Origin of the sequence: Roseibium album (genome assembly GCF_965233825.1) — a bacterium.
GTDB classification, from domain to species: domain Bacteria; phylum Pseudomonadota; class Alphaproteobacteria; order Rhizobiales; family Stappiaceae; genus Roseibium; species Roseibium album.
Map to the genome: position 1 here is coordinate 5238538 of NZ_OZ247583.1, position 25845 is coordinate 5264382.

Annotated in this window: 26 protein-coding genes; 17 read left to right on the forward strand and 9 right to left on the reverse strand. The window is 56.1% G+C overall.

Annotation, left to right across the window (positions count from 1 at the left end; genetic code table 11):
* The first annotated feature begins 5 nt into the window (after positions 1-5).
* Both ACO6TI_RS24055 and ACO6TI_RS24060 read left to right on the forward strand, forming a co-directional pair.
* Positions 6-386: a DUF1761 domain-containing protein gene (locus ACO6TI_RS24055; RefSeq protein ID WP_196876808.1), complete on the forward strand. Its 381-nt coding sequence runs from the start codon at positions 6-8 to the stop codon at positions 384-386.
* Positions 387-799: 413 nt separating this feature from the next.
* Entirely contained in the window at positions 800-1975 is a 1176-nt protein-coding gene (locus ACO6TI_RS24060) for a YbfB/YjiJ family MFS transporter (protein WP_209013246.1), read from the forward strand.
* 11 nt (positions 1976-1986) lie between these two features.
* Here the strand turns inward: ACO6TI_RS24060 and ACO6TI_RS24065 are convergent, their stop codons facing one another.
* Positions 1987-2844: a branched-chain amino acid aminotransferase gene (locus ACO6TI_RS24065; RefSeq protein ID WP_055116254.1), complete on the reverse strand. Its 858-nt coding sequence runs from the start codon at positions 2842-2844 to the stop codon at positions 1987-1989.
* A gap of 319 nt (positions 2845-3163) precedes the next feature.
* On the opposite strand from ACO6TI_RS24065, the gene ACO6TI_RS24070 reads away from it, so the two are divergent.
* Positions 3164-3598 carry a VOC family protein gene (locus tag ACO6TI_RS24070; RefSeq protein ID WP_055116905.1) on the forward strand — a complete coding sequence of 145 codons (435 nt, stop codon included), beginning with the start codon at positions 3164-3166 and terminating at the stop codon, positions 3596-3598.
* Between the two features lie 102 nt (positions 3599-3700).
* The gene (locus ACO6TI_RS24075; RefSeq protein WP_055116907.1) at positions 3701-4363 is read left to right on the forward strand and encodes a haloacid dehalogenase type II; all 663 of its coding nucleotides are present in this window, start codon (positions 3701-3703) and stop codon (positions 4361-4363) included.
* A 359-nt stretch (positions 4364-4722) separates the two neighbouring features.
* Here the strand turns inward: ACO6TI_RS24075 and ACO6TI_RS24080 are convergent, their stop codons facing one another.
* On the reverse strand, positions 4723-5340 hold the full coding sequence (locus tag ACO6TI_RS24080; RefSeq protein WP_208992703.1) for an outer membrane protein: 618 nt from the start codon (positions 5338-5340) through the stop codon (positions 4723-4725).
* 303 nt (positions 5341-5643) lie between these two features.
* Between ACO6TI_RS24080 and ACO6TI_RS24085 the strand changes: the two genes are divergently transcribed.
* Genes ACO6TI_RS24085 through ACO6TI_RS24095 form a run of 3 tightly spaced genes read left to right on the forward strand, consistent with a single transcriptional unit; the run spans position 5644 to position 7065 of the window.
* Positions 5644-6225 (forward strand): DUF2975 domain-containing protein, encoded by a 582-nt coding sequence (locus ACO6TI_RS24085; RefSeq protein ID WP_055116910.1) that lies wholly within the window; start codon positions 5644-5646, stop codon positions 6223-6225.
* A gap of 22 nt (positions 6226-6247) precedes the next feature.
* Positions 6248-6829, forward strand: a complete 582-nt coding sequence (locus tag ACO6TI_RS24090; RefSeq protein WP_409858303.1) for a DUF2975 domain-containing protein — start codon at positions 6248-6250, stop codon at positions 6827-6829.
* A 23-nt stretch (positions 6830-6852) separates the two neighbouring features.
* Positions 6853-7065: a helix-turn-helix domain-containing protein gene (locus tag ACO6TI_RS24095; protein WP_029061548.1), complete on the forward strand. Its 213-nt coding sequence runs from the start codon at positions 6853-6855 to the stop codon at positions 7063-7065.
* A gap of 53 nt (positions 7066-7118) precedes the next feature.
* On the opposite strand, the gene scpA is transcribed toward ACO6TI_RS24095, so the two are convergent.
* Together scpA and ACO6TI_RS24105 are read right to left on the reverse strand one after the other, a co-directional pair.
* Positions 7119-9284 carry a methylmalonyl-CoA mutase gene (gene scpA, locus ACO6TI_RS24100; RefSeq protein WP_422383518.1) on the reverse strand — a complete coding sequence of 722 codons (2166 nt, stop codon included), beginning with the start codon at positions 9282-9284 and terminating at the stop codon, positions 7119-7121.
* Entirely contained in the window at positions 9281-11275 is a 1995-nt protein-coding gene (locus ACO6TI_RS24105) for a methylmalonyl-CoA mutase family protein (protein WP_422383519.1), read from the reverse strand. Before ACO6TI_RS24105 ends, scpA begins: the two co-directional genes overlap by 4 nt.
* 504 nt (positions 11276-11779) lie before the next feature.
* Here ACO6TI_RS24105 and ACO6TI_RS24110 point away from each other — a divergent pair.
* Positions 11780-12481, forward strand: coding sequence for a helix-turn-helix domain-containing protein (locus ACO6TI_RS24110; protein WP_029061544.1), 702 nt, complete (start codon positions 11780-11782; stop codon positions 12479-12481).
* Positions 12482-12597: 116 nt separating this feature from the next.
* Here the strand turns inward: ACO6TI_RS24110 and ACO6TI_RS24115 are convergent, their stop codons facing one another.
* A complete protein-coding gene (locus tag ACO6TI_RS24115) occupies positions 12598-13005 on the reverse strand; it encodes a DUF4332 domain-containing protein (RefSeq protein WP_029061543.1) in 408 nt (135 codons plus the stop codon).
* 45 nt (positions 13006-13050) lie between these two features.
* A complete protein-coding gene (locus ACO6TI_RS24120; protein WP_321207123.1) occupies positions 13051-13524 on the reverse strand; it encodes a DUF2780 domain-containing protein in 474 nt (157 codons plus the stop codon).
* 89 nt (positions 13525-13613) lie between these two features.
* On the opposite strand from ACO6TI_RS24120, the gene ACO6TI_RS24125 reads away from it, so the two are divergent.
* The 5 genes from ACO6TI_RS24125 (at position 13614) to ACO6TI_RS24145 (ending at position 18986) form a co-directional block, all read left to right on the forward strand.
* Entirely contained in the window at positions 13614-15173 is a 1560-nt protein-coding gene (locus ACO6TI_RS24125) for a helicase HerA-like domain-containing protein (protein ID WP_055116912.1), read from the forward strand.
* A gap of 5 nt (positions 15174-15178) precedes the next feature.
* Entirely contained in the window at positions 15179-16132 is a 954-nt protein-coding gene (locus ACO6TI_RS24130) for a cation transporter (protein WP_055116266.1), read from the forward strand.
* Between the two features lie 100 nt (positions 16133-16232).
* Entirely contained in the window at positions 16233-17621 is a 1389-nt protein-coding gene (locus tag ACO6TI_RS24135) for a dipeptidase (RefSeq protein ID WP_422383520.1), read from the forward strand.
* Positions 17622-17668: 47 nt separating this feature from the next.
* Positions 17669-18250 carry a TIGR00730 family Rossman fold protein gene (locus ACO6TI_RS24140; protein WP_104702028.1) on the forward strand — a complete coding sequence of 194 codons (582 nt, stop codon included), beginning with the start codon at positions 17669-17671 and terminating at the stop codon, positions 18248-18250.
* A gap of 142 nt (positions 18251-18392) precedes the next feature.
* Positions 18393-18986: a DUF1131 family protein gene (locus tag ACO6TI_RS24145; protein ID WP_104702029.1), complete on the forward strand. Its 594-nt coding sequence runs from the start codon at positions 18393-18395 to the stop codon at positions 18984-18986.
* Positions 18987-19068: 82 nt separating this feature from the next.
* Here ACO6TI_RS24145 and ACO6TI_RS24150 read toward each other — a convergent pair whose 3' ends face one another.
* The gene (locus ACO6TI_RS24150; protein ID WP_196900632.1) at positions 19069-19785 is read right to left on the reverse strand and encodes an FkbM family methyltransferase; all 717 of its coding nucleotides are present in this window, start codon (positions 19783-19785) and stop codon (positions 19069-19071) included.
* Positions 19786-20141: 356 nt separating this feature from the next.
* Between ACO6TI_RS24150 and meaB the strand changes: the two genes are divergently transcribed.
* On the forward strand, positions 20142-21140 hold the full coding sequence (gene meaB / locus ACO6TI_RS24155) for a methylmalonyl Co-A mutase-associated GTPase MeaB (protein WP_108873932.1): 999 nt from the start codon (positions 20142-20144) through the stop codon (positions 21138-21140).
* Entirely contained in the window at positions 21137-21745 is a 609-nt protein-coding gene (locus ACO6TI_RS24160) for a peptidase C15 (RefSeq protein ID WP_104702032.1), read from the forward strand. Before meaB ends, ACO6TI_RS24160 begins: the two co-directional genes overlap by 4 nt.
* 202 nt (positions 21746-21947) lie before the next feature.
* On the opposite strand, the gene ACO6TI_RS24165 is transcribed toward ACO6TI_RS24160, so the two are convergent.
* Complete coding sequence (locus tag ACO6TI_RS24165; protein WP_422383521.1) at positions 21948-23570, reverse strand: winged helix-turn-helix domain-containing protein; 1623 nt, start codon at positions 23568-23570, stop codon at positions 21948-21950.
* Positions 23571-23735: 165 nt separating this feature from the next.
* Between ACO6TI_RS24165 and ACO6TI_RS24170 the strand changes: the two genes are divergently transcribed.
* Positions 23736-24173 (forward strand): hypothetical protein, encoded by a 438-nt coding sequence (locus ACO6TI_RS24170; RefSeq protein WP_197000303.1) that lies wholly within the window; start codon positions 23736-23738, stop codon positions 24171-24173.
* Positions 24174-24412: 239 nt separating this feature from the next.
* Here the strand turns inward: ACO6TI_RS24170 and ACO6TI_RS24175 are convergent, their stop codons facing one another.
* Entirely contained in the window at positions 24413-25000 is a 588-nt protein-coding gene (locus ACO6TI_RS24175) for a TetR/AcrR family transcriptional regulator (RefSeq protein WP_422383522.1), read from the reverse strand.
* A gap of 222 nt (positions 25001-25222) precedes the next feature.
* On the opposite strand from ACO6TI_RS24175, the gene ACO6TI_RS24180 reads away from it, so the two are divergent.
* On the forward strand, positions 25223-25696 hold the full coding sequence (locus ACO6TI_RS24180; protein WP_082442417.1) for a YHS domain-containing (seleno)protein: 474 nt from the start codon (positions 25223-25225) through the stop codon (positions 25694-25696).
* Positions 25697-25845: the final 149 nt, after the last annotated feature.

Genomic DNA, 25845 nt, shown 5'->3' on the forward strand with positions numbered 1-25845 from the left:
CGAGTATGGAATTTGACAATGTGAATTGGATCGCAGTTGTGGTCGGCACGATAGCGGCGTTTTTGTTCGGCTGGCTCGTATATTCACCCCTGCTGTTTGCCAGGGTGTGGGCCGAAGGCTCCGGTGTTGAACTCAAGTCGGACAGCAGACCGCCAATGGGCGCAATGGTGCTGCAGATACTGGGTCTTTTGCTGCTGGCCACCGTGGTCGGTGTCACTGCGACAATTGACGCCCTCATCACCGCAATCCTGGCCATTCTGGCTGCCGCGCTGCTGACCGTTTCAAACGGTGCGTTTTGCGGGAAGTCGACGCCTGCCTTGGCCATCGATGCCGGCTACATTGTCGGTGCTGGAATTCTGATGATCGTTGCACAGGGCATATTCTGAGTTCCGGATTGTTTGTTTTTCATTGGAACAACAATACCGGTCACATTGAATTCAAGGTTTGCGCGTTGTCACCGGTCTCGGCCAGGTGCCGTTTTACCGTCTTCGCGCTGCCTTCCCGAGATCCCGATCACAATGAACTGCGCTCAATTCGCTTTTGACAAGAATTGTTTGTGAGCTGCAGGTCCGGACGGTGAGAGGCTCAAAGACAGAAACAATCCAAACCTGTCCAGGCCAAAAGTCTCGCTCCGTCGGAGGCGACACCTTTGATTGGATGAATGTTGCGGAGACTTGATCAGTTGGTCTTAGCGGTGTTTGTCTATCTGCTCCCGTATCTGTAGCATCATTGCATGTCTGCGGCCCGGTCTGCAGGCCCCGTCCGTTTCACCTTTCCACCAATGATTTCCAGTGACCAAATGTCGACACCAGACCGTTCATTTGTACCCCTCGCTTTTGGTGGCTTGCTTTCGCTGGCTGCAGCAATGGGAATCGGGCGTTTTGTCTACACACCGATCCTTCCTTTTATGCAGGATGGACTGCAACTGCCAGCTGACGATGCCGGCCTGATTGCATCCGCCAATTTTCTCGGCTACCTCACAGGTGCTCTTGCGGGTGCGGCAAGATCATTGCCAGGCAATCCAAGACACTGGTTTCTGGGTGGCCTTCTGGTCAGCGCGTTGACAAGCCTTGCAATGGCCTTGACCACCGCGCTTGCCGCTTTTCTGGTCCTCCGCTTCGTCAGCGGCATTGCAAGTGCCTTTGTTCTCGTGTTTTCAACGACACTCATCCTGGAGCGATTGAACGCGGCGGGACGCGGGGACTTGTCCGCTCTTCACTTTGCCGGAGTTGGCTGCGGCATCGCGTTTTCCGCGATACTTGTTGCAGGTGTAGCCTCCTACTCCGCGGACTGGAGGCTGCTCTGGATTGCCAGCGGAATTGCAACGCTCCTTTTCTTTGCAGCAGCTGCACGTCTCGTCCCTGCCCCCACCGACAGAAGTTCATCCACCCAAATCGATACTCGCAAAGCGGAAACAAGGACAAACTTTCTGACAAGCAGTCTGTTGCGGCTCATCGCCGCCTACGGCTTGTTCGGTTTCGGTTATGTGATCACCGCGACATTCGTTTCCGCTATTGCACGCTCGGAACCGGCCCTTCAGTCGAGCGAACCGTTTGTCTGGCTCACTGTCGGCCTCTTCGCCGCGCCTTCGATCCTGTTCTGGAACAAGGTTTCGGCAAGAACCGGAGGCCGAAAGGCCTTTGCGCTGGCATGTGTCCTGGAATCATGTGGCGTCGCCCTGACCGTTGTCAGCGCTGAACCGTTTCTGTTTCTCCTGGGATCCGCGCTGCTTGGCGGAACATTCATGGGAATAACAGCTCTCGGCCTCATTGAAGGTCGCAGACAGGCAAGCTCCGGTGGCCCGGCCGCCGAACGTCAGATGCTCGCAATATTGACGGCTGCATTCGGCCTTGGTCAGGTCATCGGGCCATGGCTGGCCGGCAAACTTCATGCCGTGACAGGGTCATTCGAGGCCCCCTCGCTCGTCGCCGCGGCAGCGCTGCTGGTAGCCGCGGCCCTCGTTGTTCGCGAGTAGCGCGGACGTTCTCAGGCGTGGGAAAAGTCCCAGTAGAGTTCGCGGGCCTTCGCTGCTACTGGGCCAGGTTGCAGATCACGTTGCTCGATGCGTTTTACCGGAGTTACCTTGCTGTAGTTACCGGTCGAGAATATTTCGTCCGCGTCCAGAAACTCGTCATAATGCATTGTGCGCTCGAACACCTCGTAGCCGGATGAGCGCAGCAGCTGAATGATGCGCTGCCGCGTGATGCCGTCCAGAAACGTACCGTTGGGCGCAGGAGTGTGAACCTTGCCGTCCTTGGCCAGAAAGACATTGGCGGACGTCAGTTCGGCAACGTTCCCCAACATGTCGCGCACGACCGCATTGTCGAAACCGCGCCCCTTGGCCTCCAGCATCGCCCTTGCATTGTTCGGATAAAGGCAACCTGCCTTGGCATTCACCGGCATGCATTCCATTGTCGGGCGGCGGAAGGGCGACAAAGTAATGCTCATGGCCGCATCTTTCGGCGCCATCGGAGCATCGAAAAGGCAGAGGCAGAACCGGGTGCTTTCCGGGTCGCCGGTAATGACCCCGTGGCCATCGGCCTCGACCCAGTACATGGGCTTGACATAAATATGCTGATCGGTGCCGAACCTTGCGCAACCCTCTCGCGTCAGCTCGATCATTTCCCCGACCTTCATGGTGGGTTTCATCCCCAGCGCGACGGCAGAATCGTTCACACGCTGACAATGAAGATCGATGTCCGGCATAACTCCTTCAAAAAAACGTCCGCCGTCAAAAACACTCGAGCCAAGCCAGGACGCATGCGTACGTGGTCCCATGATCGGCGGATTGCCCTCGTGCCAGGTGCCATCGATCCAGGTCCACGTATCACTCAATCCGCTCATTGCTTTTCCCTTTGCGTATTTGGATCGGCATTTCAGCCGAAGACACAACACCGGTGACCAGCCCAGGTCAACAGCTTACCCGATGGAATGAGAAAGTTGCCGCCTTTCTTTCGGTATCTGACGGTGACAGGGATAATTCTGTTCGACTTGTTTCAGAATTTGAAAAAATCTTGTCACCAAAAAAAATGCCTCATCGTGTTTGTTTGAAACGTTCCCGGGCGTCACACTTCAGCCGGCCTGCTCGACGCAAGGCGAAATGGAATTGACAGGAAATCAATTTTGTTCACTATATGTTCCTTTCATGAGTGAGGACCGAACGATGGAACAGCGCATTTCAATGACAACCCTTGCCGTACCCGACGTGGCTCAGGCTCGTCGTTTCTTCGAGGAAGGGCTTGGCTGGAAAGTCAATGCCGCACCGTCGCCCGATGTCGTCTTTTTCCAGGTAATTGGCGGCGTGTTCGCACTCTACAGCCGTGAAGCGCTGGAAAAGGAAATCGGGCGAGATGTCACGAAAGACACGACCGGAGCAATCACGCTCGCCTGGAATGCACGGTCCGAACAGGAAGTGGATGCCATCTTTCAAAAGGCCGTATCTGCGGGCGCAGACCCGGTCAAGCATCCGGAGAAGGCTTTCTGGGGCGGGTACTCGTCCTACGTTGGGGTTCCTGGCGGACACCTGCTTGAAATCGCTCACAATCCCTTCTGGAAAATCGAAGCGGACGGCGCCGTTACCTTGCCTCCGGCACAATAGTCCGAAAGATACGACTTTTGTCGCACCCCTCGGCGCTTGACGTTTCGGTGGCTGCACGGTTTTCTTCCGCAGTCCCGAAACCCCGACGAAGGAATTCCCGTCATGGCGCATGCCGCGTTCGTGTTTGATGCTTACGGCACCCTGTTTGATGTCCATGCTGCGGTTCGCAAGCATGCGGCAAAGCTGGGTCCCGATGCGCAGCGATTTTCTTCAATCTGGCGTGAAAAACAGCTTGAATACTCTTGGGTTCGCGCCCTGATGGGTCAATACAAGGACTTCTGGGAACTAACCCAGCAGGGCCTGGATACGGCATTCGCCCTTGTCCCTTCCGCTGACAAATCCCTGCGCGACGATCTCCTGAACGCCTATTGGGAACTTGATTGCTATCCCGAAGTGCCACAGGTCCTGACGGACCTGAAGGCAACAGGCGCAAAGATCGCAATCCTCTCCAACGGTTCACCCGCAATGCTGGAAGCTGCCGCAAAGGCTGCCGGACTGACGGATTTGTTTGACGAGATCTTTTCAGTAGACGATCTCAGGACCTTCAAGACCGACCCGCAGGTCTATGAAATGGTCACCACTCAATTCCGAATTTATCCGGAAGAAGTTTCATTTCAGTCCTCGAACCGTTGGGACATTGCAGGAGCAACCGCGTTTGGCTTCCGTACCGTCTGGATGAACAGGATGGGTATGCCTGACGAATATGCGGACCTTGCACCGAAAGCCGTGCTTGCCGACCTGACGGGCCTTGCCGCTCTGGGTTGACGGTTTTTTCTTTCGGTCTCGATAATCCTGACGATCCGGGGCTCTGGTGTGGTGTTCCCGACCTTGCCAACGCGCATCCAGACTTCGAGGCACCGTGCCTGGGAAAGGCACTATTCTTTCTGAGCGGTCGGGTGAAGCCGATGTATCGATGACCATTTTTTAACGTCCACCCTGCCCTTCCCGGCATTGCACGTCGCCGGACTTGCGCGCAGCAAGCTGTGCCACGACCTGATCAACCGGATACCAATCCTGGTGTACGGCTAACAGCCGGGTCGCAGTGTCTTGAAAGGAAAAACGGCTGCCTTTCCCTGTCCGGAAGTGCAGCCGAGGCAATGTCGTTCCATTCCAATCCGGAATAGCTAGAATGCCCTTGAAACGCCGATCATGAAGCGTTGGTTGCCCGACGCTCTTTCAACACTTGTGCCGCCGTAGTTCGCCTTGTCGTCGATGATACCCGTCAGCGTGTAATCGGCACGCAGACGCCAGTTGTCCCTGAAGGCAACCTCCAACCCACCCCCGATGACCGGTCCGACCGAGACGGAAGTCCGTTCCTTGCCGTTCGCCTTGAGGCTGTGTTCGGTGGCAGCCAGACCGGCGCTCAGATATGGCATGAAGTTGCCGAGCGGAATACCCGCCCTGGCCTTGGCGCTTGCAGTCCATTTCGCACCGGTTTCAACGGTTCCCAGTGTTGGATGGGTTCCCTTTTCCCGCCCGCCGAGATAGGTGGCACCGCCTTCGACGCCCAGTACGATGCGGGAGACTTGCCAGTTGTAGCCGCCGAACAGGCCAAATGCTGCATCGACCCGCGAAAGATCCTTGGATTTTCCGCCAGCCGTGACGTCGGTAACCGTTTGGGAAGCCCCGGTCTCGAAACCCAGATAGGGGCCTGTCCAGATCGAGCTTGGCGCTGCTGGCGGTTCGAAACCAGGTTCCTGGTAGTCCCCCAGGTCGGCAGCCTGCGCCCCGGAAACCAACACGGCCAAAACAGCGCAGAGTATTGCCGGTTCAAGGAGCCAATGGCACCGCAACCTCCTCAAGACCTTGGCGCGCCCGGATCGGGGAGAAGAGAATATATCATAATTAGCAAAAGAACTTACCATTGTTGATCTCACTTGAGTTTTTGAACTTTCGCTCGAGTTACAACATTCATTTATTATTGTAAAACGATAATTTTAAAAATGTCTGCATTAATTTTTTTGTCAATAGCAATATCAAAATATTTGCATTTCAGTGACTGGCGCTATAGACACGTCGTGCTGGAATACCAATCGGAGCGATCAATGAGCGACCTTGAATGGGCAGAGCGTGAAAAGCGACTGACGAGAATCCGAAGATTGTCGGCATTCATGAAATGGACCGTAACGGTGATCCTTGCCTTCATGGTGCTGTTCGGCGGGCTCGTTCTCGTCGAAATCATCGTGCCGTTTGATCTTCTGATTTCCCCGGAAGAGACGATCGACGTTGCGGATATTGAGCGGCCGATTGATGAAATTCCGCATATTCAGCGGATCGGTGTCGCAGTGCTGTTCTGCATCGCGCTCTCGCTGCTTGCATTGTCAATCTGGAACATCAGGCAGGTCTTCAAGCGTTTCCAGATGATGGAATTCTTTTCGCCGAAAACGCTGGCCAATGTCATATCGATTGGCGTCTGGCTGATCGTGTTCGCAGCTTTCGATCTGATCAGCGATCCGATTGGTTCGGTAATTGTGACCTATGATTTGCCGCCTGGCGAACGTTCGGTGGAAGTCACTCTGGATGGCGCAGAAATCTTCTGTTTCATTTTTGGAGCGCTCATGCTCCTGTTTGGCTGGATACTGCGTGAAGCGGCGCTTATTGCGGACGAAAACCGCCAATTTGTCTGATGCGATGCAGGAGAACCATCAGATGATCCACCATGTGACATCAACCAGATCCAGGCGCCTCCGGCGCATTCAGCTTGGTGCCCGGCTCATGAAATGGGCCGTTTCAGCCTGTGTTCCGGTATTGATTATCCTCACGGCACTGCTTGTGCTTTCCGTTCTGTTTCCCCAGGTGGCCGCGCTCACCGGCGAACAAACAATATCGATCGGAGATTCGGAACGCGCCTTTGCTGACCTTTCTCTCGTCCAGCGCAGTGCCCTGACGATTGTCGCCCTGTGCATGTTCACCTTGTCGTTCGGTGCGCTTTTGACCCTGCGTAGTCTTTGTTTGCAGTTTCAGGCCTTGGAGTTCTTTTCCGCACGGCCGCTCAAAACCGTGGTTTCGCTTGGAACATGGCTGATATGTTGCGCACTATTCGAATTTGCCAGTGATCCGCTCGCTTCGCTTATTGTCACCCTGGACTATCCGGCAGGCGAAAGGATTATTGACGTAACTGTTGATGGCGGTGAAATATTTAGCATGAGTCTCGGGGTTCTCCTGCTCCTGTTCGGATGGATCATGAGCGAAGCCGCTCTGCTTGCAGAAGAAAACAGACAAATAATATAGCAACGGTGCACCGGGAACCCATCATGCCCATCATTATCGAATTGGATGTCATGCTCGCCCGCCGGAAAATGCGGTCCAAGGAACTCGCGGAACGCATCGGTATCACAGAGCAGAATGTCTCCCTTTTGAAATCCGGCAAGGTCAAGGGTGTCCGGTTCGACACGCTCGAAAAGATCTGCGAAGTGCTGGACTGCCAGCCGGGCGATATCCTGATCTATGAGAAACCGGAAACCTGAAGACAGCCCAAGGAAGCATCACTGTTTCAAAATGCGAATTTCCTCAGGCCGAATTACTCTGCCGCCTCCGCCGGCCCATATCCCAACTGCGCGTTCAACTTGCCGATCAGACCGACGGCTGCCTCGGCGATGACCGTTCCCGGCGGAAAGATCGCCGAAGCACCTGACCGGTAGAGCTCGTCGTAGTCCTGCGGTGGAACGACACCGCCGACGACAATCATGATGTCCTCCCGTCCCTCGTCAGCAAGTGCTTTCTTCAGCGCCGGAACAAGGGTCAGGTGCCCTGCGGCCAATGAGGAAACGCCGACCACGTGAACATCGTTTTCGACCGCCTGACGGGCAGCCTCTTCCGGTGTCTGGAACAGTGGGCCGATATCGACGTCGAAGCCGAGATCGGCAAAGGCTGACGCGATCACCTTCTGGCCCCGGTCATGACCGTCCTGACCCATCTTGGCAACAAGAATTCGCGGTCGACGGCCGTCGTTGTCTTCAAACGCCTCGACCAGCTTCTGAACCTTCTCCATTGTGCCGGACATGGCTCCCGCCTCTCGTTTGTAAACCCCGGCAATCGACTTGATTTCTGCCTTGTGCCGGTCGAATACCTTTTCCATGGCAAGCGAGATCTCGCCGACAGTCGCCATGGCGCGCGCCGCCTTGACCGACAGGTCCAGGAGATTCCCGTCTCCAGTCTGGGCGCAATTTGTCAGGGCGTCCAGCGCGGCCTGTGTTTCGTTCTCGTTTCGCTCTTGCCTCAAACGGTTCAGCTTGTCGATCTGCGCGGCACGTACCTGGGCGTTATCGACTTTCAGGACGTCGATCGCCTCTTCGCTCTCCGGCTTGTATTTGTTGACACCGACAACGGTCTGGTTGCCGCTGTCAATCCGCGCCTGGGTCTTGGCAGCCGCCTCCTCGATCCTGAGTTTGGGAATGCCTTTCTCAATGGCCTTGGCCATACCGCCGAGTTCCTCGACTTCGCGGATATGGGACATGGCCTTTTCAGCCAGGTCCGACGTCAGTTTTTCGACGTAGTAGGACCCGCCCCACGGATCGATGACCTGGGTGGTGCCGCTCTCCTGTTGAAGGAACAGCTGGGTATTGCGTGCAATCCGGGCGGAAAAATCGGTCGGCAGGGCCAGCGCCTCATCGAGCGCGTTGGTATGCAGGGACTGCGTGTGCCCCTGCGTCGCTGCCATCGCCTCGATGCAGGTCCTGATGACATTGTTGAAAACGTCCTGCGCGGTCAACGACCAGCCGGAGGTCTGGGAATGGGTTCGAAGGGACAGGGACTTGGGATTCTTCGGCTGGAAGTTCTCCTGCATGAGCGTAGCCCAGATCAGCCGTGCCGCACGCAGCTTGGCCACTTCCATGAAGAAATTCATGCCGATCGCCCAGAAGAACGACAGGCGTGGTGCGAACTGGTCGATATCCATACCGGCCGCGACCCCGGCACGGGCATACTCGATGCCGTCGGCGATGGTGTAGGCGAGCTCCAGATCGGCAGTCGCGCCAGCTTCCTGCATGTGATAGCCGGAAATCGAGATGGAATTGAACCGCGGCATGTTCTGCGACGTGAACTTGAAGATATCGGAAATGATCCGCATCGAGTGCTGCGGCGGATAGATATAGGTGTTGCGGACCATGAACTCCTTCAGAATGTCGTTCTGGATGGTTCCGGACAGGTCCTTTTGCGCGACACCCTGTTCTTCCGCAGCCACGATATAGAGCGCCAGAACAGGCAGAACCGCGCCGTTCATGGTCATCGACACGCTCATCTTGTCCAGCGGAATACCGGAAAAGAGCGTGCGCATGTCGTAGATTGAATCGATTGCCACTCCGGCCATGCCGACATCGCCGGCAACACGCGGGTGATCACTGTCGTAACCACGGTGCGTGGCCAGGTCGAAGGCAACAGAGAGGCCCTTTTGTCCCGCCGCGAGATTGCGCCGGTAGAAGGCGTTGGAATCCTCGGCCGTCGAGAACCCCGCATACTGACGGACGGTCCATGGCTGCTGGACATACATGGTCGGATAGGGTCCGCGCAGGAACGGCGGCAATCCGGGCCAGGTATCGAGATGGGTGAGCCCGTCCAGATCCCCAGCGCGGTAGACCGGAGGTACCTGGATATCTTCGGGTGTCAGCCAACTGTCTTTCGACTGTGCGTCAGCTTCCCCCAGGACATTCTGGAACGGCTTTTCCGAGTAGTTCGGGATCCTGCTCATGATCGAACCTCCAGATCTGAGTTTTCGACGCCAGCAGCCCCGGCCAGCCGGGCGTGTGCGTCCTTCAGCAGCTCAAGAAGGTCGCAACCTGCAAATAGAAATGCATCAACTCCGGCATTCTTCAGTTCAGATTCGCGTTCCCCTGGACGACCGGCCAGATAAACATGATTTGCACCGGCGCCCTTAAGGGCCATCGCTGCCGGCCCCGCTTCGGTTTCGTAAATACCGTCAGATGAGACAAGGCAGGCCAGGGAAGCGCCGCTGTCCTTGAATGCGGCGATCATGTCATCTTGAGACGCGTATTCTGCCGGTGCGACCGTTGATATTCCACCGGCAGCAAAAGCATTTGCCGTCCATGTCGCCCTGGCGGTGAATTGCGCAAGCGCACCGAGGCTTGCCAGGAAAACGACAGGTGCTTTGGAGGTCTTGTCTTCAAATCGGTCTGCTACAAGCCGGAGTTGCTCGAACGGCTCGGCCAGACGCGCTTCGCCAGGCCCGGACGTTTCAAGGTCGGACTGATCCAGCAAACCGGGCAAGGACAGGCCCGCCAGGGCTGCCGCTTTAAGAGCAAGCGTTCGCGCACCGGTACCGGCCTCCGGCAGTTCGGACAAGGACGCAACATTCTTTTCGCAGTGGTGGACAGAAACATCTTCAAGAACAGGCACGGGAGCTTCGGAAAGGTTGGGAAATTCGCTCACACCGGTGATGGGACGTTTTCTGCGCGCAACGTTTCTGCTCAATACGGATTTTGATGAAGCTATTCGCTTCTGCACAAGTCCTCGATGCAACGCCTCGGCAAGTCCACCGCTTGCTTCGATTTCCTGAAAGAACCCCCAAGCTGCCGCACACAGTTTTTCCGTCCTGTCCTCGATCGCGCCTGAGCCTGCTGCCGGGTCGATGACTTTCGCAAGATTGCTTTCTTCCAGAAGAATTGCCTGTGTGTTCCGGGCAAGCCGCCGTGCGAGACCGTCCGGCAGACCAACAGCCAGCGTGTGCGGCAACACGCAAACGCTGTCAGCGCCACCTATTCCGGCGGCAAAGGTGGCTACGGTGTTTCTGAGAAGATTCACCCAAGGATCGCGTGCCGTGAGCATTCTATAGGAACTCGACATGTGCAGCTGCACAGCCGTTTGCGGTAGCCCTGCCCCCTCCAGAACACACGACCAGAGCGCCCGGATGGCGCGTGCCTTCGCAATTGTCCCGAACTGATCCGCATCTGCGACCAGCGTCAGGGACATTTGATCCGACCAACGCTCCGGCGGGACCGTTGTCTGCTCCAGCAACCTCAGCTGCGCAGTTGCCGAAGCCAGAACGAGGCCGAGCTCCTGCGCCGGAGTTGCTCCTGCGTTGTGCCAGGCCTGACCGTCTGAATTCAGCGACCGAAGGCGGCTCTCGAGTTTGGAAGCTGCGTTGGCGAGGTCAGCCGTCTGCAGCAACGCGGCATCGGCGTCAAAGGAAACCGACAGATCACGAGCACCCGATGTGAACGGGTCGAATGCCGACGAAATCTCCACGGATGCCGGATCGGTGCCGGTTTTTTCGATGTAAGCGGACAAAAGGGCAATTGCGTCACAACTCCCCTGCCCGGCGTTGACCCTGGTTCGGATCAGGTCAAGCTGCACACCTCCGAGCAGCTTGTCCAGATCCTTCAAATCTGATGCCCGGATGCCACCACCGGCATTTGCGCGAGCCAAAACCAGCTCGATGCCGTCCGCCCCTCCTTCAAGGTCTTCCAGGATCTGTTTGTTGGCCTTGCCGGGATCCGGAAGATCCACGCGTTGAGTGACCGTCCAGTTTCCTGCACCGGACCGCAGATCGCGCACAGGCGTATCACTGCGGCGCGCGTAAAGTGGCGCAATTTCGAGATCATCGTCGGTTGAAGCAAAAAGCTTCTGTCTCGGCATGCCCTTCAAGGCCTTGTCCACGGACGCCCACCACGTCTCTTCGTCGACAGAGTAGAAGCTATCCGGTCCGGTAAAACTCAGCGTCATTGCAATAGTCTCCCTTGAGCCAAGTTTTAGTCCTCGCCCGGGAAGCTTGGCAACTCAGCATAAAGGGTTAGGTCTGAAAATCGGATGTTTGACTTGCGGCAAACCCTCACATCGCCGCGCATGCGATCGCGATGAACCGTGATGATTCGTTGCCATCGAACCAAAAGCGCAAATTGTGCGCATTGCCAATTTCAGCTCCAGACAAAAAAACAATACGCAAAACAGGTCTGCAGCGGCAAAAATGTAGGCATATTGTCAATTTATTGGCGCAATTCGCAAACTTTGCCAGTTTTCCCTATTGGTACGATCATCAATTGTATTGTAGCGTTATCAGGCCGACGCATGGGGAAATATACCCCCCCAACAAAAATGTGCGGCACCGGGCTTTGATCTTTATCCAAAACGGGCGGGACAAAGTCAGAACTTAACCCATCAGCGGCGTGAGTGGATAATTCCATTGCGATCGCAAGCGCGCGGCAAATTTAGTCGCCAAGGATGTGCACAATGCTTGATCAAACGGAATTGAAGAGCAAGCTGAGAGCTATCTCAGAGGCAAATGCAGCCCACCATGTTCTCGATATACTGGAATCCAATCTACGCCGCATGGGGGCGACACATATTCTGATCACCGGCCTTCCGATGCCGAACCGGCCGATTGACAACCTTGTCCAGCGGTTTCGTTGGCCCGATCAGCGCAATGACGGCATCGAAAGCACGTCATTATCGGCAAATGACAGCGCCCTGATGCTTGGCCTCGGATCGAACCGGGCCCGGGTCTGGACGATCAGTGCCGGCGACATGGAACATTCCGACCTCCTCGCCTCGGCAGGTGAAGGCAGTCAGATCGTCGTGGTTCCGGTAACAGAACTTTATCCGTTCCAGGCGTTCGTTTTCGCAAGCGGTCCGTCACTGCAGGTGAACAAGTACGATCTGGCAAATCTGGAAGTTCTGTCGGCTGCCGCGTTCTCCCGGCTTCGTGAACTCGGCGTCATTTCAGGCCAGCGGCCCGGCGCGCTCTCAAACCGCGAACGCAGGGTTCTCGAATTGACCGCCTACGGCAAGACAGCAGGCGAAATCGCCGACGTGCTGGATATTTCGCAAAGAACCGTCCACGCCCATCTTCAAAATGCCAGCGTGAAACTGAACGCGTCGAACAAGACCCATACGGTTGTCGAAGCGCTGCGATACGGACAGATCAGCGTCTGATTGCTTCGCTTGCTCGATGTGAACAACATAACGTCGGCAGGCGGCATACCGCGATGAATTACAAAAAGGCGCGTCATTGACGCGCCTTTCACTATTCGGGTCTTTGCCGTTTCTGATCAGTAGGTCATCATCGCCGGCAGCTCTTTTGCCTGCTCGACCCATTTCGTCACCTGGCTTTCACTCGGAACCTGACGAACAAGTTTCTTTTCCTCGTTCACTTCGCTCATCTTGGTGGCCAGGTTGGCCGCATTGCGGTGTTTCAATTCCTTCACGGTATCGACTCCAGCCGCTTCGAGCAGCTCGGAATATTCCTCACCGACACCGCTGATCCGCATCAGATCGGCCATGTTGGCCCACTTCAGGATTCGCTTGCCGTCGATTCCGGTATCCTTTTCCAGCGCCTTGCGTCCGCTCGGGTCCTTTGCGCGTTCAAGATATGCTTCCGTCGTCTTGATGCCCAATTCACTCAGTTTCGCTGCGTAAGTCGGGCCGATGCCCTCGATTTCATCGATCGAATAAGACATGCGCACTGAACTCCCTATAAGACCGGCGGTCGAACCCTGGGGCAGTTAGACGACTTGGCTCAACCCCGGAATTTGTGAAATAACTTCATCCACAACGTCGTCCCCTGCTTTTTCCTTAGCATAGGAAACCAGTTCTTTCACAACACTTTGAATTCCGCCCATGTCGAGGCCTGCACCGTTCAACTCGCTGAGCGCTGCCATGGCGCCCATCTTGCCTCCCATCATGTTGCCCAGACCACCCATCAGACCACCGCCCGATCCTGTTTCCTGGCGGCCCGCCACAAGTTCCGCCGCGCCCGGCAAGGCGTCAAATATGAGCTTCATCTTGTCTTCGGGGCCCTCTTTATTGAGGAAATTCAGAATGATGCCGACTGCGTTTGTCGCCAGGTCTTTGTCAATTCCGGCTGCCGACATTACACGGCTGACGAGCTCTTCCATACTGTTCTCCAGCTTGCGATGAATTCTTGTGGTCCAGGTTCGGACACGCTGCCCGGCGTTTCTATATATGCAATTGCCGATCGACGTCGACCGGACACTGCATCACGGGCGCGCTTTTTTTCAGGGCCTTTGCTAGATTTGTGGAAAGTGTGAAGGATTCGGGGGATACCGTGACGGCAAAGAACAGCATTTACATTGGCGCCAGCGCCAAGGACGAAACACTGGCGCTGAAACTTGCCAACCGGCACGGCTTGATCGCGGGCGCCACCGGCACCGGTAAAACCGTTTCGCTTCAGATACTCGCCGAAGGATTCTCAAAAGCTGGCGTGCCGGTGTTCTGCGCCGACATCAAGGGAGATCTGTCAGGGCTCGCCGCAAAAGGGGTATCCAAGGACTTTCTTGAAAAACGAGCCAGGGACATCGGCATCTCGGAGTCCTACACTTATGAGGCGTTTCCCGCCGTGTTCTGGGATTTGCTCGGCGAACAGGGACACCCGATCCGGACCACTGTCTCTGAAATCGGACCGTTGCTTCTGTCGCGTCTTCTGGAGCTGAACGATACCCAGGAAGGCGTTCTGAACGTCCTCTTCGAACTGGCCGACGACGAAGGGCTGTTGCTGCTTGATCTGAAGGACCTGCGCGCCATGCTGGCTCATGTGGCCGAACGTGCGTCCGAATTGTCTACCCTCTATGGAAATGTCTCCAAGGCATCGATTGGAGCAATCCAGCGCCGGTTGCTCGTTCTGGAGCGGCAGGGAGGCGAGAATTTCTTCGGCGAACCGGCGCTTGATATCCGGGACTTCATCCGGGTCGGGCCGGATGGCCGCGGTGTCGTCAACGTTCTCGCTGCAAACAAGCTGATGACATCGCCCAGGCTCTACGCTGTCTTTCTCTTGTGGCTTCTGTCGGAACTCTTCGAGGAACTGCCCGAAATCGGTGACCCGGAAAAACCCAAACTGGTCTTCTTCTTTGACGAAGCCCATCTGCTGTTCAGTGGTGCGCCAAAAGCTCTTGTCGAAAAAGTTGAGCAGGTCGTGCGCCTGATCCGTTCCAAGGGCGTCGGTGTTTACTTCGTGACCCAGAACCCGCTCGACATTCCCGAGACTGTTCTGGCGCAGCTCGGCAACCGGATCCAGCACGCACTGCGCGCGTTTACGCCGCGCGATCAGAAAGCGGTGAGAGCGGCGGCGGAAACATTCAGGCCGAACCCCGATCTCAACACCGAACGCGTCATAACCGAACTGGGCGTCGGTGAAGCCCTGGTCTCGACACTTGAAGGAAAGGGAATTCCTTCGATCGTGCAACGGACACTGATCCGTCCCCCATCTTCCCGGCTTGGGCCGATCACCCAGGCGGAGCGGCGCAGCCTTATCCAATCAAGCGCGGTGTTCGGCGTCTACGAGCGGGCCAAGGACAGAAAATCAGCCTATGAAATCCTGATGAGCCGCGCTGAGGAAGAGCAGCGCCAGGAGCAGCGCAGCCGCGACAAGGAAGAAAAGCACGCCCGCAAACATGGCGAGCCCCGACGCTCCCGGTCCGGCTTTGAATTGCCGGATTTCGGCCGCGACGACCGTCCGAAGAAAGACAGCATCGACAGACGCTCGCGACGCAGAAGCCAGCGGGATACGGTTCTGGAAGCTGGACTGAAGTCGGCTGCCAGAAGCCTCGGAAGCTCCTTGGGCCGTGCGCTTGTTCGTGGTCTGATGGGATCCCTGAAACGCGGAAACTGAGACGCATGGCCGACAACCGGGACACCGAACGCAACGCCCTGACCGTCGGCAAGTGGGCAAATCTGTTCATGGCATTTGCCGGTGTCCTGACAGCCTGGCTCTCAAGATCCGACGCCATGATGGTGGATGGGCTTTATTCAGCGGTCAATTTCGTTTCCGCCATTGCTGCCGCGCGCATCGGAGCCCGGGTCGGATTGCCGCCAACCCGCAGCCGCCCATGGGGCCACGATTTCGACGAAGTACTCTACGTCACCTTCAGAAGCCTCATTCTTGTTGGTATTCTGGTGTTTGCAGCGGTTGTATCAGGCCTCAAGATCTGGACTTTCTTCACCGGCGGAGAGGTACCAGAACTGGTATTCGGACCGATCGTTTTCTACTCGGTCGGAATTGTGATTATCTGCCTCGCGCTGGCATTCAATTACCACCGCGCCTACAAAGCGACAGGCAAGCGCAGCGCTCTTTTGAAAACCGAATCCAAAGCCGCGATGATAGACGGTGCGCTCAGTGTTGGCGCGGGCGCTGCACTTCTGTCACTGCCCTTTCTGGAAGACACGCCACTCGGTCCATATGTACCGATCGGAGACGCGGTCATCGTGCTTGTTTTGATACTGGCGATTATCTGGCAACCAATGGCAACGTTCCGCAAGACACTCGCGGACCTGGCCGGGGTCAGCGCGCCGGGTGACACATACGCCAAGGTCTTGCGCGCGGCACGCGATCTCGCGCGCGAAAAGGGCTTCCGGCTTCAACGGGCAGCCGTACTGCAGGCCGGGCGCATGCACTATGCTGCCGTTTATATCGACCCTGAAAAGCCTGTTCTCGCAATGGAGATCGACGAATTTCAATCCGAACTTTCCGAGCGGCTTGAAAACTTGATTGGACCGACCCGTGCCGAAGTCATCGTGACGGCCCGCGGTCAACTCCCCGCCTCTCAAACGCTTCTTCCAAAAAACGGTTGAAACCGATTGCGCTTCGCGCACGCTTGTGGCCTGTTAGGGCATTCTGACAGGCCAATTATGTTCCGGCCTCACCTATCTGTTCCAAATTCAAGGATCCGTCATGAGTTCCATCGACAAGGTCTTGGCGCGCATTGAGTCCAACTTCGAATCCAGCCTCGACCGCCTGTTCGATCTTCTCAAGATCAAGAGCATTTCCACCGACCCCGAATTCGCCGCCCCGTGCCGTGAAGCAGCCGATTGGCTCGCCCTCGAGCTGAATTCGATCGGATTTGAAGCGTCCGTGAGGGATACCGCAGGTCATCCAATGGTTGTGGGTCACCGCAAGTCGGGAAAACCCGGACCTCACGTATTGTTTTACGGCCATTACGATGTTCAGCCCGTCGATCCGCTGGAACTCTGGGAGCAGGACCCGTTCGAGCCGAAAATCAAGACCCGTGAAGATGGCAGCAAGGTCATCGTTGCCCGGGGCTCTTCGGACGACAAGGGGCAGTTGATGACATTTGTCGAAGCCGCGCGTGCCTATATCGAAGAGACCGGAGATCTGCCGATTGACGTCACGATCCTGTTCGAGGGTGAGGAAGAATCCGGTTCTCCTTCCCTGGAACCGTTTCTCAAATCACACAAGGAGGAACTCTCCTGCGATCTCGCACTTGTTTGCGATACCGGCATGTGGGACGCAGAAACGCCTGCCATTGCCGTGATGCTGCGCGGTATGGTGGGAGATGAGATCATTGTAAAGGCAGCAAGCCGTGATCTTCATTCGGGCATGTATGGCGGTTCCGCTCAAAACCCGAATCACATCGTCGCGGCGATTATCGCAGGTCTTCACGACGACAATGGAAAAGTCACGCTGCCGGGTTTTTATGACGGTGTGATTGAGCTGCCGGAAGATGTCAGCAACATGTGGGATGGACTCGGATTTTCCGTCGAGGAGTTTCTCGGAGAAGTAGGCCTGAAATTCCCACGCGGCGAAAACGATCGCAAGCCGCTGGAACACCTCTGGTCCCGCCCGACTGTCGAAGTCAACGGAATGTGGGGTGGCTACCAGGGCGCAGGATCAAAAACCGTCATTCCCGCACAAGCCCATGCCAAGTTCACATTCCGCCTCGTTGGCGATCAGGATCCGGACAAGATCCAGGCATCTTTCCGCGACTATGTCCGCTCCAAGGTGCCCGCGGATTGTTCGGTCGATTTCATTGCCAAGGAAGGCAGCCCTGCCCTCAGGCTCGACTTCAAGATGCCTGCTCTGGAGAAAGGCGAAATCGCCTTGAAGAAAGAGTGGGGCAAGGACGCTGCACTTACCGGAATGGGCGGCTCCATTCCAATCGTTGGTGATTTCAAGCGCATGCTTGGCATGGACACGCTGATGATCGGATACGGGCTGGAAGACGACCAGATCCATTCGCCGAACGAAAAATACAACCTGACCAGCTTCCACAAGGGCATTCGCTCCTGGGCGCGGGTCCTGGATGAATTGTCGAAGAACTAGAGACCGGTCACTCCCGCGCTCCCAATGGTTTTTTACAGGAAATACACATGAAATCCATCTGCGTCTTTTGTGGTTCCAGTTTCGGCGCGCGCGATATTTATGCCGACGCGGCCAGGGACACCGGTCGCGTTATCGCCGAAAACGGCTATCGGCTCGTCTATGGTGGTGCCAAGGTCGGATTGATGGGTACTGTTGCCGACGCCGCGCTTGCGGCAGGTGGTGAAGTCGTCGGTGTACTGCCCAAGGCCTTGCAGAACAAGGAAATCGGTCACGAAGGCCTCGACGAGCTCCACCTCGTCGGCTCAATGCATGAGCGCAAGGCCTTGATGGCCGATCTTTCCGACAGTTTCATCGCCTTGCCCGGCGGCGCGGGAACTCTTGAGGAGATTTTCGAGGTCTGGACCTGGGGACAACTCGGCTATCATCAAAAACCTTGCGGCTTCCTGAATATCGAAGGCTATTACGATCACCTGATCGCATTTCTCGACCACCAGACTGGCGAGCAATTCACGAAAAAGGTGATGCGCGACATGGTCCAGATCGCCGATACGCCGGAAGCGTTGATCGACCTGTTCAAGGGCTACGAACCTCCAAGCACACCAAAGTGGATCAAGAAGGACGAAACCTGAGCCATTGTTGACGATCCTCAAGGTCCGGTGCCGACTTTCCACAGCACCGGGCTTTGCAATTGCAAAAAAATCCTGAGTCGTTAAACCCTTGTAAGCACCGTGCGCAAAGCACGGCCTTCAATAATTTATGTGTGTCTTGTCTATGTGTCTTCGTTTTTTGAATGCCATACCGGTTATGGCCGCCATTGCCGTATCAGCCTGTTCACCTTCAGCTGACTTCGATGGGACTACGGGTCGACTGGTCCAGACTTCTAACGTCACCCTCGTTCAGATTACCGAGGACAATGTCGGTGGCATCACGCCCCAGACCCGTTACGGTTCGAAGGCGATCGAATCCGCACTGCCCGGCTTTACCACCGAAGGTATTCAGACGGCAGTTGAAAACAAGACCGAATGGGCGCTCGCGGCCTTCAACACGGACGGCTTCCAGGTCCTGCAGGTGTTCAAGGGGCAAAACGGCAAGATCAGATCCGTTCACGGCGTGACCCATCACCTTCAGGGTCCCAACGGAGAACGCATCGGTATGACGTTTTCAGATATCGGTACAAACCGCTCCAAATGCCGGGCCGGCAAGAACCTTTGGCGCGGCATGGCAATCTGCGACTCGACCGGCCATCCGAATGTCGAACTCGTTTATGCCATTCCCGGCTACCAGGGGCCTTTCGACCGCCTGCCCCCATCCAAGGAGCTGCGCAATGCTGAGCTTCAACGTATTCTCTGGACGCCGAAGAGCTAAATTCAGTACGGGAACAGATTGCTGAGTTCGAGAATCGAACCATTCGCCATCTGTCAAATTCAGCCAAGGAAAACTGAAGCAATCAATTCGTTTGAGACCTGTTTTTCAAGCCAAACAGGTAGTCGTGATCGGTAAATTTCTCTATGTATTCATAATCATGGATTTGCAGGAAGCTTTTGATTTCCTCAAAATCGAAGGTTTCAATCAGAATATACTCAAAAGAATACCTGTCAAAATCTATACCTTTGAGTACAGACAGTTCGCCGCCTTCCACATCCAATGAAAACAGGTTGATCAAACCGGGAGCACCCACCTCGTCCAGGATGCTTGTCAGCGTGCGGGCCGGCGCGCCGAAAACGATGGTTTCCTCTCCCTTTCTGAGGAACCGTGAACCCACGGCAATGTGGTCCTGTTTGTTCAAATGACTTGTTTCGGGAATAGTCATGAGGTTGCCGTAGCTCAGTTCCACAAATTTGCCCGAGAAATTTTCATCCACGACTGCCGCAAAACAGAAATCATTTGTTTCCGACCTGTTTTTTCTGCATTCAAAATACTTGTGCGGTATCGCTTCAATCAACAATCCGCGCCATCCATACTTTTCTTCAAGCAACATGGTGTTGGATTGAGAAACGCCGTCATTGGCACCCAATTCAATAAAGTAGCCACCATCGTGGGAAATGTACTTGAGTACTTTCCTGTCAAGCTTGCTTGGTGAGTAGGACAATTCTTCCGGAGTCCCGAAAAGCGACTTGAGATGCGCGCGGAAGCGTTCCTTGACATATCGCCCGAAACCAAACATCGCTCACCCCTTGTTTTTACGTTCCATCGCAATCTAGCTCCGGATTATTCGGTTCGCTGAAAGTGGTCCCACAGTCGAACGGCGCCCTTGCATGCCACCATCTACCGGCTTCCGGTCGCCTCGTAAACCTTGCTTCGGAACGTCCTCAACAATTGAGACACCACACTGTTTCGCGTAAACGCGACATGGTCTCATTCGGCCTGGAACTCCATTTCAAAACATCGAGGAAATTGTTCAAATCGGAGGAGACCGGTCCGCGCGGAGTAAACCTGCCGATGTCGGCACTTTCAGTGCTCAGCCGCCCTTGACCCAAAAGGCACCGTGACCTTTGCCGAATCCTGGTTTAAGCCTTTGACATGACTGCACAGCCAAGAACACTTGATCCTCAATTGCTCGCCGAGGAGCTGAAATCGGGCAAACGCGCCGCGTTGGCGCGTGCGATCACATTGGTGGAATCGAAAAGGGCCGAGCATCGTCACCTGGCGCACCAGCTCATTCAGGACCTGCTGCCGTTGACGGGAAAGGCGTTTCGGATCGGCATCACGGGTGTACCGGGCGTCGGCAAGTCGACGACCATCGACACGCTAGGCTCCAACCTGACGGCCGCCGGGCACAAGGTGGCTGTCCTGGCAGTCGACCCCTCGTCGACGCGCACAGGCGGCTCGATCCTTGGCGACAAGACCCGAATGGCACGGCTCGCGACCGACCCGGGCGCCTATATCCGCCCCTCACCGTCCGCCGGAACTCTTGGCGGCGTTGCCGCGAAAACACGCGAGACCATGCTCCTGTGCGAGGCGGCCGGCTTCGATGTCATCCTGGTGGAAACGGTGGGTATCGGCCAGTCGGAAACGACGGTCGCCGACATGGTCGATTTCTTTCTGGTCTTGATGCTGCCCGGCGCCGGCGACGAACTGCAGGGCATCAAGAAGGGTGTTCTGGAAATTGCCGACATGATCGCTGTCAACAAGGCGGACGGAGATGGTGCCCTGCGCGCGCGCTCTGCCGCCTCCGACTACCGGGCGGCTCTCCACATTCTGGCGCCGAAATCGCCAAACTGGATTCCTCCGGTCATCACGATCTCGGGCCTCTCGAACGAGGGTCTTGATACGCTGTGGGCACAGACCGGGCTCTACAGGGAACGCATGCAGGCCAGCGGTGAATGGCAAGAAAAACGCAGCCGTCAGCAAGTCGCCTGGATGTGGGATCTGTTGCAGCAACGCATGACGGCAGCACTCAGAACCAACCAGAAAACCGCCGAGCGTCTGAATGTCCTGGAAGAGTGCGTGCGGGACGGAACAACGGCTGTTTCATTGGCGGTCGATGAACTGGCAGAACTCATGGGACTGAAAGAATGAAGAACGCCCGCAAGACGGTTCTTGTGACCGGTTTTTCACCGTTTCCAGGTGCTCCGGTCAATCCGACCCAACGTCTTATGAAGCGTCTTCCCCTGAGACTTGGAGGACATCAGGCCGGTGTCGAGTTCGTCTTTCACGTCCTGCCGACAACCTGGGCGGCACGGCACCAAGTCACTGCGGAATTGCGCAATGACATCGGACCGGACGCCATCGTGCATTTCGGTGTCGACGGAACGCGCCGAACCATGAATATCGAAACCCGCGCAGTCAATCGTGCGACACGCGTGCGGCCTGATGCGGCAGGTCAGTCTCCGTGCAGGCCAGAGCTCATGAATGAAAGCGAGTGGGCCAGATCGTCCACCTTGCCTGCCCGCGCCCTTCGCGATGCGGCCCGTGCCGCCGGTGCCCCTGCCGAATTGTCGAGGGATGCCGGGACCTATCTTTGCAACGCAACGCTGTGGGACTCCATCGGGTCCGCCATTCCGAGCATATTCGTGCATGTACCGTCGCTTCCCAGGGGCAAGAGAGATACGAGGCCTGCTTATCCGGTTATTGAGGAAGCTGCCGTCAGGCTGCTGAAGGAGACCGCAAGAAGGTTGCAGTAAGCCCTCATCCGGTAGCCAAAACAAAACCGGTTTCTTGAAGGTGATTGTCGCTCCAATTTCGAGGCAACGGCGCTGCAGTCTTGGCAGACTGACTGGTGAATTTCACCACCCGGAAGCCAGGCCGCCCGCATTTACCTGTCAGAGTCCAGTTTCGGGACGCTGCATTTTCTGTGAGAAAGTCAGACCCGGGTGGGCCGGACTTCTAATCTGGCAAACCCGCTTTTCGAAACAGCTCCCAATATTCCGATTTCTCCACCGGATCCATGAAGGGTGAGTTTCGCATGTGTGAAGACAGCCTGAAGTCCGGGAATTCCTTCAGTATTTCATCAGCGTACCGTTGCGCCTCTTCCCATTGGCCCAAATGACCATGTGCAGCGATCAGGATACGCCGGATCGACGCGCTGGTCTGATAAACCGCCAGAGCCTTCTTGCTCGCCACGATTGCCTTTTCGTGTTCACCGGCAACTTCAAGGACAAAGGCCGCGTTCCAGTGATACCAAACCGGATGGTACGGGTTTTGACGCACCGCCCTTTCGATCCAATCCAACGCCTCCTTGTCGCGGTTCATGAAGCCAAGCAGTGTCGCCATGCGCACCATCATGTCAGCATCGTTCGGGTTGATCTCCAGCCCCTTCGCAAGATTGGCCAGGGCCTGTGTGTGATCTTGATCCGCATAGAGATCGATCTGGCTCAAAGCATGGTAGGCCTGGTAGCTGCTATTATCCAGGGCGATCGCGCGGGCGGCAGAGGCTCGAGCCTGCCGCAACGCCTCATCCAGGTCTTCAGCAAGCGAATGCCGCCACAGCAGCAAGTCATTTTTTGCCTTAAGCGAATGGGCAAGTGTGAAATCCGGGCTCAGGGCAATGGCGCGATCAAGTAATTCATTTGCCGCGTTCAGCCCATCTCGATCAACAGGCGGTGGCTCGGACCGCAATACCAGCTCGTATGCCGTCAAGTCCTCAGGTGTCACAGACCTGGCCCATTGCGATGTGGCCAATTCGACCCGTTGGACAAGCGTCGTGGCAATACGCGAACTCAATTCATTCTGCACCGCCAGCACATTCGAGCGCGACAAGGTGTATTCCTCAGCCCAGACCACCTTGCCATCCGTGGTGTCTGTAAGTTGTGCCGTGATCAACAGCTGTTCCTGGACTGGTTGCACATCCCCGGTGAGCAGATAGCGCACGCCGAGGTCGCTCGCGATTTCTTTCAGTATCTTTTTGCTGGAACGGTACTGGAAGGCCGAATAGCTGGAGACAACAAAAAGCCCTTCGAATCTGGACAGGCTTGTCGTGATCGACTTCGACACTCCATCCGTAAAAAAGGCCTGAGATTGGTCATCACTGATATGCTCAAACGGCAAGACCGCAATCGACGGGCGTGAAGGCATCCCAGAGGGTCGTAACAGCGCCATCCATGTCGCGACAAGCGCTATCACGACCAGCACCGCGAGGGCGGCGGCTGGCAGAAGCCAACGTGAATTCACGCGAGATGCGGTTTCAGGCTCCGGTTGTGTTGGCACCAGTTTGTATCCGACACGCGGTACCGTTTGAATGATTGAGTGGCCTTCGTCCCCGATCGCTCGGCGGATATCGGCAATACACTGGATCAGGCTGTCGTCTGTAACATGTGTCGCACCCCAGGCTGACGCGATTAAATCATTTTTGGATACTGTCTCGCCTTTGTTGTTGGCAAGGACACCCAGGACCGCCAGAGACTGAGGTCTCAGCGGCAGGTCCTGGCCTTGCGCATCAATCAAACGGCGCGCCCCGCGGTCAAATCGCACAGACCCGAGCATCAGGAATGAGCGCTGAGAATCGTCCATGCGTCCCCGGAAATGTGGAAATACTCAACCAGTCATAGCGGATTTCAGGTGATTTCAGGAAGCTGAAAACGAATATTCAGGACGAAGGCGGCGGGAAACCGGGATCTTGTCTGCGTTGAAGTTCGGTTCACTGGTAAACCGGGCGAGCATGCGGAGATCGATATCATGAAGAAACTCATTGCCTTTGTTTTTGCTCTGGTCCCAATGGCGGCATCAGCAGCAGAAAAGTTCGAAGCAACGAACACATACGTCACCGAGACCCAATTGTGGCCTGTTGACGAGTCCTCAGGCTACTGGATGGTAAAATTCCAAGGGGTCAGCCAAGTGACCGAAGGGCCTATTGAATCAATGGCCGTCGAATGCCACGGCGCAGGATTTTGGGGCTCTAAGGGACTTGCGGGAAACGGCATCTGCATGCATGGCGATGGCGAGGATACGTTCATACTGCGCTTCGATACCGAACCGAACGGCAATACCTGGCAAATCCTGAGCGGATCCGGCAGGTATCAGGATCTTTCCGGTGCCGGCACTGCCATAACGGAAGCGCTCCCGGGAAATCGGCGCATTACGAAACTCGTCGGAGACGTCACTCTCGGTGATTAGGCAGGCCCTGGCCGGTCTATCGCGATTGCAGTTTGTCAACGCGGGGATTCAGACACCTGTGTCGGCTGTCGCGTTGCCCGGAGAAACAGTAAGCTCTTCCAGTTGTCACCTTCTCCTGGTGAGCGACGAGTATCCGTCCGGCTGCGCTGATCCATCCGGTTGGCTCCAAGGGGCAGTTTGTGCGCAGACCGGTCAAACCTTTCTTCTTCAGGTCGGGAGGGTCCGTTCGTGAAGCGCGTTCACGTCTTCACCCGGTAGAGGAGCCACTCCACCTGCCGGATGCAATCCATTGCCATCTCACTGGAAAGACCGGCACGTCCGAGAACCCTGAGACCGAAATAGGCGGACAGGATGCCACGCGCCGTTTCTCGCGCCTCTTTCTCACCAGCGGACCCGTCATCTGTCACTGCCTGGAAGAAAGCGTTTTCCAGCCGGTGAACCATGGCTTGCAGCTTGCTTTCGGCCTCGCCTCCTTCGGCTGCCTTGTCAATCAGTGCGTTACAGAGAAAACAGCCGAGCCGGTCACCGTCCCTTTTCACCGCATCCGCAACCATGGCGAACAGGCCGAGTATCCTTTCCCGGCCGGTTCCCTGTCCGCTATCGCCCAGATAGGACACTGTTCCGCTGATGACCTTGCTGTTGTATCGGTCGAGCGATGCCAGATAGACCGACTGTTTGTCCTGAAAGGCCTTGTAAAAGGATCCTTTGGTGATTTCCATCGCGGCAAGAAGTTCTGTCAGTGACGCTTCCTCATAACCAACATCCCAGAAAAGGCCCATGGCCTTGTCCATCGCTTCTTCAGGGTCGAATTCACGTGGTCTTGCCATTCTTTGTCCTCGGCACCTCTTCACGAAAGGCTCACCAGAACCTCACGCGCTTGTGTTTTGTACCGATTGGTTCCTAACCATATGTTCATTTCACCGGCACGGGGTGGGCAGCTCTGTTCAGTTTGGAACCGAATGGTACCGAAAAACTCCTGTCAGCGCAAACCCTGCCGTGCCGGCCAAAATTCAACGCCTGTTTCAGGCAGACTCCTGGGAGAGTTTTATATGCTTAAGAACATGATCCGCGGCTCTGTTGCTGCTCTTGTCGTTGTCTCCGGTCTCGTTTCCAGCGCCTTCGGTGCAGGGTTCGACGTAAACGCCACAATCACCGGTCTTGCCCTGCGTGGAGTTGACCCGGTTACCTACTTCACCAACGGCGCTCCTCAGGACGGCGATTTCTCCATCACCGAGGTCCATAACGGTGCAACCTACCGTTTCGTTTCAGAAGCCAACCGGGATCTCTTCAAGCAGAACCCGGAAAAGTACCTTCCGGCATATGGCGGCTTCTGCGCTTTCGGCACGGCCATGGGCGTCAAGGTGGACGGCGACCCGGATCTCTGGAAAATCGTTGACGGCAAGCTTTACCTGAACCTGTCCGAGAGCATTCAGGAACGCTGGAACAAGGATATCCCCGGTTTCGTCAAGTCCGCTGACGATAACTGGACCAGCATCGAAGAAACCGATCCGAGCGAACTTTAATCGGTCTGAATGCCCCCAAGGATCGATTAAACACCGGCCGGGACGCGTCCCGGCCGGTTTTCGCTTGCGTTTCAGGCCAGGTCTTTCCTTGCGACGTGGGAATGCATCACCGCGCCGCACGGCCTTGAGCCAAGATCCGCAGTCGACCG

Bases quoted from the DNA above. Each gene is read 5' to 3' on its own strand.
- ACO6TI_RS24165 (WP_422383521.1), bottom strand. From the start codon at position 23,570: ATGGACGATTCTCAGCGCTCATTCCTGATGCTCGGGTCTGTGCGATTT.
- ACO6TI_RS24075 (WP_055116907.1), top strand. From the start codon at position 3,701: ATGGCGCATGCCGCGTTCGTGTTTGATGCTTACGGCACCCTGTTTGAT.
- ACO6TI_RS24115 (WP_029061543.1), bottom strand. From the start codon at position 13,005: ATGTCTTATTCGATCGATGAAATCGAGGGCATCGGCCCGACTTACGCA.
- ACO6TI_RS24180 (WP_082442417.1), top strand. From the start codon at position 25,223: ATGCTTAAGAACATGATCCGCGGCTCTGTTGCTGCTCTTGTCGTTGTC.
- ACO6TI_RS24140 (WP_104702028.1), top strand. From the start codon at position 17,669: ATGAAATCCATCTGCGTCTTTTGTGGTTCCAGTTTCGGCGCGCGCGAT.
- ACO6TI_RS24105 (WP_422383519.1), bottom strand. From the start codon at position 11,275: ATGACGCTGAGTTTTACCGGACCGGATAGCTTCTACTCTGTCGACGAA.
- ACO6TI_RS24085 (WP_055116910.1), top strand. From the start codon at position 5,644: ATGAGCGACCTTGAATGGGCAGAGCGTGAAAAGCGACTGACGAGAATC.
- ACO6TI_RS24175 (WP_422383522.1), bottom strand. From the start codon at position 25,000: ATGGCAAGACCACGTGAATTCGACCCTGAAGAAGCGATGGACAAGGCC.
- ACO6TI_RS24055 (WP_196876808.1), top strand. From the start codon at position 6: ATGGAATTTGACAATGTGAATTGGATCGCAGTTGTGGTCGGCACGATA.
- ACO6TI_RS24070 (WP_055116905.1), top strand. From the start codon at position 3,164: ATGGAACAGCGCATTTCAATGACAACCCTTGCCGTACCCGACGTGGCT.
- ACO6TI_RS24065 (WP_055116254.1), bottom strand. From the start codon at position 2,844: ATGAGCGGATTGAGTGATACGTGGACCTGGATCGATGGCACCTGGCAC.
- ACO6TI_RS24110 (WP_029061544.1), top strand. From the start codon at position 11,780: ATGCTTGATCAAACGGAATTGAAGAGCAAGCTGAGAGCTATCTCAGAG.
- ACO6TI_RS24145 (WP_104702029.1), top strand. From the start codon at position 18,393: ATGTGTCTTCGTTTTTTGAATGCCATACCGGTTATGGCCGCCATTGCC.
- ACO6TI_RS24060 (WP_209013246.1), top strand. From the start codon at position 800: ATGTCGACACCAGACCGTTCATTTGTACCCCTCGCTTTTGGTGGCTTG.
- meaB (WP_108873932.1), top strand. From the start codon at position 20,142: ATGACTGCACAGCCAAGAACACTTGATCCTCAATTGCTCGCCGAGGAG.
- ACO6TI_RS24095 (WP_029061548.1), top strand. From the start codon at position 6,853: ATGCCCATCATTATCGAATTGGATGTCATGCTCGCCCGCCGGAAAATG.
- ACO6TI_RS24160 (WP_104702032.1), top strand. From the start codon at position 21,137: ATGAAGAACGCCCGCAAGACGGTTCTTGTGACCGGTTTTTCACCGTTT.
- ACO6TI_RS24170 (WP_197000303.1), top strand. From the start codon at position 23,736: ATGAAGAAACTCATTGCCTTTGTTTTTGCTCTGGTCCCAATGGCGGCA.
- ACO6TI_RS24135 (WP_422383520.1), top strand. From the start codon at position 16,233: ATGAGTTCCATCGACAAGGTCTTGGCGCGCATTGAGTCCAACTTCGAA.
- ACO6TI_RS24130 (WP_055116266.1), top strand. From the start codon at position 15,179: ATGGCCGACAACCGGGACACCGAACGCAACGCCCTGACCGTCGGCAAG.
- scpA (WP_422383518.1), bottom strand. From the start codon at position 9,284: ATGAGCAGGATCCCGAACTACTCGGAAAAGCCGTTCCAGAATGTCCTG.
- ACO6TI_RS24150 (WP_196900632.1), bottom strand. From the start codon at position 19,785: ATGTTTGGTTTCGGGCGATATGTCAAGGAACGCTTCCGCGCGCATCTC.
- ACO6TI_RS24090 (WP_409858303.1), top strand. From the start codon at position 6,248: ATGATCCACCATGTGACATCAACCAGATCCAGGCGCCTCCGGCGCATT.